Origin of the sequence: Methylobacterium sp. WL6, assembly GCF_008040095.1 — a bacterium.
Lineage (GTDB): Bacteria > Pseudomonadota > Alphaproteobacteria > Rhizobiales > Beijerinckiaceae > Methylobacterium.
The window spans coordinates 1-708 of record NZ_VRVH01000644.1 but is presented as its reverse complement, the minus strand read 5'-3'; the positions used below and the strand labels follow the sequence as shown (position 1 = coordinate 708).

Sequence of the window (708 nt, the reverse complement as noted above, 5' to 3'; positions counted from 1 at the left end):
GCCCTGCCCCGCGGCCTCGGCCCCTGGGGCGCCCGCGTCGCGCTGGTCCACGGTCTGGTGTCCGGACGGCCGCTGGAGGAGGTCTCGCTCCAGGATTTCCCGAGCATGGAATACGGCGACAACTACTTCGTCGCCGGCGGCTACGGCGGCTACCTCGCGCGGCTGGCGCAGGGGCTGCCGATCGCGCTCGACTGCCCCGTCGCCGGCATCGACTGGACGGGAGCCGGCGTTCGCGTCGCCACCGCGGACGAGCGGACCCTGAAGGCCCGCGCCGTGATCGTGACGGTGCCGATGATGGTGCTGCGCGACAGCGTCGCCTTCTCGCCGGCCCTGCCCGCGCCGATCCGTGCCGCGATCGACGGGTTCCGGGTCGGCATCTACGAGCACGCGGTGCTGCACTGGCCGTCGAGCCCGTTCCGCGGGCGGGACCGTCTCGCAAGCCTCGTCGGCGGACGCTTCAGCCCGCCGGGCCTGCTCACCCGCATCGACGGGACGCCGTTCCACTATTTCGAGCTCGACTCGGTCGGGGCTGCCGAGATCGATGCCGCCGGCGCCGGCGAGGACGGTCTGCGCCGCCGCGTGCGCGCGACGCTGGCCGATCATTTCGGCGCCCGCCGCCTCCACGACCTGTCGATCCCCGCCGTGAGCGAATGGCGCCGCGATCCCTGGTCGCGCGGCTCCTGGGCGTCGGTGCCGCCGGGCCACGCC

The 708-nt window shown here is 74.4% G+C and carries 1 protein-coding gene; it reads left to right on the top strand.

Annotation, left to right across the window (positions count from 1 at the left end):
• Positions 1 to 708, top strand: a 708-nt coding sequence (locus FV230_RS28970; RefSeq protein WP_147844800.1) for an FAD-dependent oxidoreductase, incomplete at both ends; no start/stop codon positions are given.